11 protein-coding genes and 1 tRNA gene are annotated in these 7,932 nt (G+C 65.5%); 8 read left to right on the forward strand and 4 right to left on the reverse strand.

The window, feature by feature from the left end; genetic code table 11:
- Positions 1-119 precede the first annotated feature (119 nt).
- From FKV24_RS12065 to FKV24_RS12100, 8 genes are all read left to right on the forward strand, one after another.
- Positions 120-455, forward strand: a complete 336-nt coding sequence (locus tag FKV24_RS12065) for a hypothetical protein (RefSeq protein WP_141482545.1) — start codon at positions 120-122, stop codon at positions 453-455.
- A gap of 450 nt (positions 456-905) precedes the next feature.
- On the forward strand, positions 906-1,274 hold the full coding sequence (locus tag FKV24_RS12070; protein ID WP_141482546.1) for a GFA family protein: 369 nt from the start codon (positions 906-908) through the stop codon (positions 1,272-1,274).
- A gap of 150 nt (positions 1,275-1,424) precedes the next feature.
- Positions 1,425-1,634, forward strand: a complete 210-nt coding sequence (locus FKV24_RS20060) for an excalibur calcium-binding domain-containing protein (RefSeq protein WP_283016211.1) — start codon at positions 1,425-1,427, stop codon at positions 1,632-1,634.
- 89 nt (positions 1,635-1,723) lie between these two features.
- On the forward strand, positions 1,724-2,110 hold the full coding sequence (locus FKV24_RS12080) for a hypothetical protein (protein ID WP_141482548.1): 387 nt from the start codon (positions 1,724-1,726) through the stop codon (positions 2,108-2,110).
- A gap of 50 nt (positions 2,111-2,160) precedes the next feature.
- The gene (locus tag FKV24_RS12085) at positions 2,161-2,763 is read left to right on the forward strand and encodes a class I SAM-dependent methyltransferase (RefSeq protein ID WP_141482549.1); all 603 of its coding nucleotides are present in this window, start codon (positions 2,161-2,163) and stop codon (positions 2,761-2,763) included.
- Between the two features lie 61 nt (positions 2,764-2,824).
- Entirely contained in the window at positions 2,825-3,208 is a 384-nt protein-coding gene (locus FKV24_RS12090; RefSeq protein ID WP_141482550.1) for a hypothetical protein, read from the forward strand.
- Positions 3,209-3,277: 69 nt separating this feature from the next.
- Positions 3,278-3,598, forward strand: a complete 321-nt coding sequence (locus FKV24_RS12095; protein WP_141482551.1) for a hypothetical protein — start codon at positions 3,278-3,280, stop codon at positions 3,596-3,598.
- A gap of 230 nt (positions 3,599-3,828) precedes the next feature.
- Positions 3,829-4,164 carry an antibiotic biosynthesis monooxygenase family protein gene (locus FKV24_RS12100; RefSeq protein WP_141482552.1) on the forward strand — a complete coding sequence of 112 codons (336 nt, stop codon included), beginning with the start codon at positions 3,829-3,831 and terminating at the stop codon, positions 4,162-4,164.
- Between the two features lie 105 nt (positions 4,165-4,269).
- Here the strand turns inward: FKV24_RS12100 and FKV24_RS12105 are convergent.
- From FKV24_RS12105 to FKV24_RS12120, 4 genes are all read right to left on the reverse strand, one after another.
- Positions 4,270-4,345, reverse strand: a tRNA-Thr gene (locus FKV24_RS12105).
- A gap of 130 nt (positions 4,346-4,475) precedes the next feature.
- Positions 4,476-5,426 carry a 4-hydroxy-3-methylbut-2-enyl diphosphate reductase gene (gene ispH / locus FKV24_RS12110; protein ID WP_141482553.1) on the reverse strand — a complete coding sequence of 317 codons (951 nt, stop codon included), beginning with the start codon at positions 5,424-5,426 and terminating at the stop codon, positions 4,476-4,478.
- 38 nt (positions 5,427-5,464) lie between these two features.
- Positions 5,465-5,977, reverse strand: a complete 513-nt coding sequence (gene lspA / locus FKV24_RS12115) for a signal peptidase II (protein ID WP_111266028.1) — start codon at positions 5,975-5,977, stop codon at positions 5,465-5,467.
- A gap of 13 nt (positions 5,978-5,990) precedes the next feature.
- Positions 5,991-7,932, reverse strand: a 1,942-nt coding sequence (locus tag FKV24_RS12120) for an isoleucine--tRNA ligase (RefSeq protein ID WP_141482554.1), incomplete at its 5' end; no start/stop codon positions are given.

Here is a 7,932-nt window from a genome sequence, read left to right on the forward strand (position 1 = left end):
ACCAAGTTGGCGTGGCCAGATACGATGACACGGTTGTTTACGTTGTTCGGAAGCGGGCCTAACAGTTCATTCAGGCCGAGCCCGTTCCGCAGATCGGATCAGTTAAGACGTCAGGCATTATGAACAGCGCTTTTGATAGCATTCAGTGGGAAGAGCCTTGGCAAACCATCCAGTTCGCAGTTGAGGCCCTGCACATCCAGAATCAGCTGGAAAGTGAAATTTCCAGCCAGCACCCACTTTTCAGAATGGAGGCGAGAGTTGTTGGCCGGAGAGTTGACAACGATGATGTGGCAGCCGTCTTGAAGGATGGAACTTATGTCAACGTGCACTTGATCTGGGGCTCTGCACCGGAAGCATTTCCTGCAGAGTACCCGCACTGGTTTCCTTATGGCAGCTTGGAACAGTTCATTCTCGCAATGAAAGCTGACTCTGCAGACTATCGCGATGGCCCCTAGCAGCTCACTCAAGCCAACGTCGCTTGTCGGCTCGGCTTAGGGCTGCACATGAGCAATCCTTATCAGCCAGCAAAGGCAGCACTCCCCACAACACGGCGATCCTGGCGTCTTGCTCATTCGCTGATAGCCTTTGTTTCAGGCCTTGCGGTTCCGCCATTAACCATCTTTCTGACAGCTCGCCTGCTCGCTCCCGACGTCCCGTTGGCCAGGGGCAACTCAACATTTTGGGGTTCAGCGATCTTAGGCAGCATGCTGGCCGCTGCTGCCGTCTATAGACATAAGCGTATTCCGCTGTGGTTAGCTGCCGCTACAGGTCCTGCCATCGTGCTTATGCTCATCTTGGCGCACGCGCTGTGGGCATAGGCATTGAGGGCAGCCCAATACATCATTCAAGCCGAACCCGCTTCACGGGTCGGCTCAACTCAAGCGTTGAGGCGCGACATAGAGATCATGCAGATCGTCAAAGGCACCTGTCATTGCAAAGCCGTTGAATTCGAGGTTGACCTGTTCAACGGCCACGAGAACATTCGCCGTTGCAATTGCTCCATCTGCAGCCGCAAGGGCGCGATCATGGCAGGGGTAACGCTCGACCGGCTTCGCGTCACCCGTGGCCAGGACAAGCTCAGCCTCTATCAGTGGAACACCCGGATCGCCAAACACTACTTCTGCAGTGTCTGCGGGATCTACACGCATCACCAACGTCGCAGCGTGCCTACCGAATACGGCTACAATCTGGCCTGCATCGAGGGGATCGACCTTGCGGAGATCGGCCCAATCGGAGCCAGCAACGGCGCGAACCAGACGCTGGTTGCGCCATAGCTGCTCATTCAGGCCGAAGTTGCTTCCCCGGTCGGCTTGAATCCAGCGTTGGGCTCCAGTGGCGAGGAAGTCGTAGCGATGAAGAATCTACTGACTCTGGCAGTAGTTGCGATGCTGGCCTATTGGGGGTACGACATGTACCAGTCGCATATGGCTGCTCAGGTAGAAGGCCGCCACGCATCACCAACCACAGCAGCCCGGACCGCGGCTCCAGCCCCCTTCAAGTGCGACGGCCGCACCCACTGCTCACAGATGACTTCATGCGCAGAGGCCACACACTTCATCAGGCACTGCCCCAATACCAAGATGGACGGCGACAATGACGGTATCCCCTGCGAGCAGCAATGGTGCAGGAACTAGTGTCAAGACCTGACGATTCGTTCAAGCCAACACAACACCGCCTTGTGGCACAGCCCAGCCCTCACGCATAGATTATCAGGAAGACAAACATGAGCCCGGAGATAACCGCAGGCCTGTTCGGCATCATCGGCGTACTGGTTGGAGGCCTGGTCGCCTGGTGGCTTCAGAAGGACCGGTCTTCGACCGACTTCAGGATCGCGCTGGAGGCGATCAAGACCGAGCACATGGCCGAGACGACCGCCAGGCACTTCCTCAGCCACCAGGGCTACACCGACCGCTCATTCGAGCTGCTGAGCGAGCGCCTCGGCGGTTTCGAGGAAGACGAGCTGAGAAGGATCCTGGTCCGCGCCGGTGCCATCCGCTATATCCGCAAGGACGGCAGCGAGTTCTGGCGCCTGCTCTCCAGGGAGTCCGAGGCCATCGCCAGGGCCCGGGCCCGAAGCGAGTCGTCCGAACCTTCCGATGACGACATCTGACGATCCATTCGAGCCGACGCCGCTCCGCTGCGCGACCTGACCCGCCCCCCATGACGCCATCGCAAACCGCCGCCACCTACGACAGGATCGCCCAGCATTGGGACCACGCCGGCTTCGATCACTCCAATGGCATGGCCCAGCATGAACGCGCGCTTGCGTTCGTATCAGCGCGCGGCTCGGCGCTGGACGTGGGTTGCGGCAGCAGCGGGCGCATCGTGTCCCTGCTGTTGCAGAAAGGCTTCCGGGTCGAGGCACTCGACCTGTCCCCCGAGATGCTGCGTCGCGCGAAGCGGCATCACCCCGATGTCACCTTCCATCACGCCGACATCTGCACGTGGGAGATAGACGAGCCCTTCGACTTCATCTCCGCCTGGGACAGCATCTGGCACGTGCCGCTGGGACACCAGACCGCGGTGGTCGACAAGCTGTGCCGCGGGCTTTCCAGCGGCGGTGTCCTGATCTTCTCGTCCGGCGGCGTGTACGCTCCGGATGAAGTCACTGGAACCTGCTTCGGGCAAGCGCTCTATCACGCTTCGCCCGGGATTCCCGCACTGCTGCGGACAATCGAGGACGCCGGCTGCCATTGCCGTCACCTCGAGTTCGATGCGGGACCCGACGACAGGCATGTCTACTTCATTGTGCAGCGGCCCTGATGTTCGACCGGGCACAGGCACGGCGCGATACATGGCGAGATGACCGGGTACTGGACACCAAGTGGAGACATGCTTTCGCATCCTCGGCGCGCTGCATCTGATGTACGGCGCAGTCCTCTTCGGCATCCTCGTCGATGCCTTGAAGGAGGACTCCGGCATCGAACTCCCACGCGCCCAATGGGGCATCAAGGCGGTCCTGCTGCTGGCGGAGGTGTCGTTGCTGCTCATCTGCGGCTGCGCTGCACTCCTCTTGGAACCGAGCGCCTTCGCCTATGCGCTCCTTGCGCTCGTAGCCTGCTTCCTGGTCGCGTTCTCCGACACCGTGGCCCTTCGTGGACCACGCGCCCTTGTCGACCTCCCGCCCGGGTTCTATCTTCATGTGGCGATCCAGGGCATCGCCGCGTCGGCCTTGTTTGTTCTCGCTCCCGCTGTGGCAGGCACCTAGGTGCGCGCGCCCCAGGCCGCTTCACCGTTTTTCGGGCCCCGCAGGCACGATTCGGGCATTGGACTCCGCATGAAACGTCATCGAACTCCTCAAGAGAAGAAGGCCCTGAGTCTCGAGCGCGATCGACGCAATGTCGTCGCCGAGAGCCAATGGGGCGGGCGCGAGGCGATCGCCAGACGCAAGCAATGGGTCAACCAGTCCCATCGCAAGGCCGTGCATCAGGCGCTCTCGGCGCTCTCCGGTCACGTGCCGGCCGATCCCGAGGCGGTGGCGTCCGCGGTGGCTTCGACCAGGCGCCACCACTGGCGCAAGACACCGGACGTCCCGCTTGGCGAGGCGCTTCTGCTGCGACGCTCCCGGAGCGCCACGGGCGACGGCAGCGATGCCTGAAAGGTCCTCAAGTCGCGCCCTTCGAACACGCTGACCCAACAGACAGCGGGAACGCATCACCGGCCATCCGGGCCGTGGCCTTTGACTGCCCAGGCGACGGGCCAACACGTGCATCACCTGTTGGCGCATTACCCGTTGGCCCAGGCGGTTCTCGCCTTGCGGTCCCAAACCCGTCCGATTCCGGCACCATGCACCTCCACCAGAACGCATCTGCACCGGACCCATCGCATATGACCAACCCGCAACCCGCCTTCTGCGCCCTCTACCGGTGGCGCCTGCATCCCGGCACCGAGGCGTCCTTCGTCCGCGCATGGTCTCGCGTCACCCAGTTGCTGAAGGCCGAGCGCGGCTCGCTGGGGTCGCGCCTGCATCGAGGCCCGGACGACATCTGGTACAGCTACACCCAATGGCCCTCCGCCGAGGCGAAGGCCGAGGGGCTGGCGCAGCCGTCGGTGGACCCGGAGGCCTGGCAGCAGATGCGGGACGCCATCGCCGAGCGCCTGCCGGAGATCATCCTCGAACCGGTGGCGGACTACCTGGCGCCATTGCCCAACGACGGCGATTGAGCGCCCATTCGCGCGAGCTGCCACCACTCGCCCAACAAAAAACCCCGCAAGCGCGGGGTCTTCTGCGAGGCGCCGCTCCGTGCGGGCACGGGCGGAACCGTCGATTGGTGCCGGAGATAGGAATCGAACCTACGACCCCATCATTACGAATGACGTGCTCTACCAACTGAGCTACTCCGGCGGGAGCCTTGGCCGCCACCGCGTCGGGAACGCGACAGGCGAGCACAGGGAGGTGGATTCTAGGGCGCCGGAGGGTGGCGGTCAATTCGCGGCCCCGGCCAGGTCGGCCGGCACCGCAATCGACCGGCCATTCAGTCGACAAGCTGCAGGCGCAGCTCCTTCGGCAGCGCGAACACCATGCTTTCCGGCTCGCCGTCCAGCTCGTTGACGTGGCCCGCGCCCAGTTCGCGCAGCCGCTCGATCACACCGCGCACCAGCACTTCCGGCGCCGAGGCACCGGCAGTCACTCCGATCCGCTCGCACCCGCGCACCCATTCCGGGTCGATCTCGATCGCGCCGTCGATCAGGTAGGCGCGAGTGCCCTCGCGTTCGGCCAGCTCGCGCAGGCGGTTGGAATTGGAGCTGTTGACCGAGCCCACGACCAGGACCAGGTCGCAGCGGGCCGCCAGCTCGCGCACCGCGTCCTGGCGGTTCTGGGTCGCGTAGCAGATGTCGTCGTTCTTCGGGCCCTGGATCGCCGGGAAGCGCTTCCGCAGGGCCTCGATCACCACCTTGGTGTCGTCGACCGACAGCGTGGTCTGGGTGGTGTAGGCCAGGTTCTCCGGCTGCCCCACCTGCAGTGCCGCGACATCCTCGATGTCCTCGACCAGGTAGATGCGCCCCTCGCCCGCCTCGCGCTGCCACTGGCCCATCGTGCCTTCGACCTCGGGATGGCCGGCGTGGCCGATCAGGACCACGTCGCGGCCGGCGCGGCAATGGCGGGCGACCTCGAAGTGGACCTTGGTCACCAGCGGACAGGTCGCGTCGAACACCTTCAGGTCGCGTCGTTCGGCCTCGGTGCGCACCGCCTGGGAGACGCCGTGGGCGCTGAAGATCACGGTCGCGCCGTCGGGCACCTCGTCCAGCTCCTCGACGAAGATCGCGCCGCGGTGACGCAGGTCGTCGACCACGAAGCGGTTGTGGACGACCTCGTGACGGACGTAGATCGGCGCGCCCAGCGTCTCCAGCGCACGCTTGACGATCTCGATCGCGCGGTCGACACCGGCGCAGAAACCACGGGGATTGGCGAGCAGGACATCCATGGGGCGATTCTACTCCTCGACGGGCCGGCGGGGTGGCCTCAGCCCTCCCCGGCCGCCTCCCGCGCCTTGTGCCCGAACACGCCCATCAGGGCGATGCCGACGGCGCCGGCGACGATCGCCGAATCGGCGATGTTGAACGCGGGCCAGTACCAGTCGCGCCAGTACCACTGGATGAAGTCGACCACGTGCCCGTGCATCAGACGGTCGATCACGTTGCCGATCGCACCGCCGATCACCAGCGCATACGGCAGCGCGGTGCGCCAGTCGCGACGCGGCGTATGCGACAGCCACCAGCCGAGCAGGCCGCTGATCGCGACCGCCAGCACCAGGAAGAAATACTTCTGCCAGCCTCCGGCGTCGCTGAGGAAGCTGAAGGCGGCGCCGGTGTTGTAGGTGCGGTACCAGTTCCAGAAGCCGTCGATCACCGGGATCGCGGTGTACTCCGGCAACGAGGTCAGCACCCACCATTTGGTCAGCTGGTCGAGCGCGATCACCAGCACCGAAACCAGAAGCCAGGCCAGCGCATTGGGGGACGGACGGGAAGCGGTCATCGGCATCGTGTCCTCAGAACCACTGCCGCTGTTCGCCGCTGCCGTCGATGTTGCTGACGCAGCGCCCGCACAGCTGCGGATGCGCCGGATCGCTGCCGACGTCGGCGCGATGGTGCCAGCAACGCACGCACTTGGGCTTGTCGGTCGCCGCCGCCTTCACCCCGTTGCCACCGGCAACCACGCTGACGTCGCCGCTGATGAACAGGAACCGCAGCTCGTCGGCCAGCGGCGCCAGCCAGGCCTGCTCGTCGTCGCCGACCGTGAGGGTGACCTCGGCATCCAGCGCCGCGCCGATCTCGCCGGCCGCGCGCATCGGCTCCAGCACCGCGCTGACCTGCTCGCGCAGCTCCAGCAGGCGGTCGAAGCGGGCCGCCGACAGCGGCGCGTCGGCCGGCATCGGCGCCAGCCCCTCGTACCAGGTCGCGAACAGCACATTGTCCAGGCGCGCACCGTCGGCGGGCGTCGGCAGGTAGCCCCACAACTCGTCGGCGGTGAAGCTCAGCACCGGCGCGATCCAGCGCACGAAGGCCTCGATGATGCGGAACATCGCGCTCTGCGCCGAACGGCGGCCGCGCGAATCCTCCTGCATGGTGTACAGGCGGTCCTTGGTGATGTCGAGATAGACCGAGCCCAGGTCGACGCTGCAGAAGTTCAGCAGCGCCTGCACGATCTCGGCGAAGTCGTAGCGCGCGTAGGCGGCCTTGATCTTCTCCTGCACCTCCCAGGCGCGATGCACGATCCAGCGGTCCAGCGCGACCATGTCGTCCAGCGCGCGCAGGTCGCGGGCCGGCTCGAAGCCGTGCAGGTTGGACAGCAGGAAGCGCGCGGTGTTGCGGATGCGGCGGTAGGCGTCGGCGTTGCGCTTGAGGATCTCCTGCGACAGCGACATCTCGTTGCTGTAGTCGGCCGAGGCGATCCACAGGCGCAGGATGTCCGCGCCCAGGGTCTTCATGATGTCCTGCGGCTCGATGCCGTTGCCGAGCGACTTGGACATCTTGCGGCCCTTCTCGTCGACGGTGAAGCCGTGGGTCAGGCACTGGCGGTACGGCGCCGCCTTGTCCATCGCCACGCCGGTCAGCAGCGAGGACTGGAACCAGCCGCGGTGCTGGTCGGAGCCTTCCAGGTACAGGTCGGCCGGCTTGCCGAAGCCGCGCTCGACCAGCACCGCCTCGTGGGTAACGCCGGAGTCGAACCAGACGTCGAGGATGTCGGTGATCTTCTCGTAGTCGGCCGCCTCCTCGCCCAGCAGCTCGGCCGCGTCCAGGGTGTACCAGACGTCGACGCCGCCCTGCTCGACCCGCTCGGCGACCGCGCGCATCAGCTCGCTGCTGCGCGGATGCGGCTCGCCGCTTTGCCGGTGCACGAACAGCGCGATCGGCACGCCCCAGGTGCGCTGGCGCGAGATCGTCCAGTCCGGACGCCCCTCGACCATGCCGGCGATGCGCGCCTCGCCCCACTTCGGGAACCAGCCGACGTTCTTGATCGCCGCCAGCGCGTCGTCGCGCAGATTGGCCTGCTCCATCGAGATGAACCACTGCGGGGTCGCGCGGAACGCGATCGGCGTCTTGTGGCGCCAGCAATGCGGATAGCTGTGCTCCAGCCTGGCGAACGCCAGCAGCGCGCCGCTCGCGCGCAGCGCCTCGACGATGGCGTCGTTGGCCTTCCAGATGTGCTGGCCGGCCAGCTCGGTGTCGCCGGCCGGCGGGGTGCCGGGCAGATAGACGCCGCGCCCGTCGACCGGGTTCAGCACGGCCGCGTCGTACTTCTCGATCAGACCGTAGCGGCGGGCGGCGGCATAGTCCTCCTGGCCGTGGCCGGGGGCGGTATGGACCGCGCCGGTGCCGTCCTCGGCGGACACGTGGTCGCCGAGGATCAGCGGGATGTCGCGGGTCGCGTAGAACGGATGCGCGAGGACCAGGTTCTCCAGCGCGGCGCCGGCGACGCGGCCGTGCACG

Origin of the sequence: Marilutibacter maris, assembly GCF_006546735.2 — a bacterium.
In the GTDB taxonomy this organism is placed as follows: domain Bacteria; phylum Pseudomonadota; class Gammaproteobacteria; order Xanthomonadales; family Xanthomonadaceae; genus Marilutibacter; species Marilutibacter maris.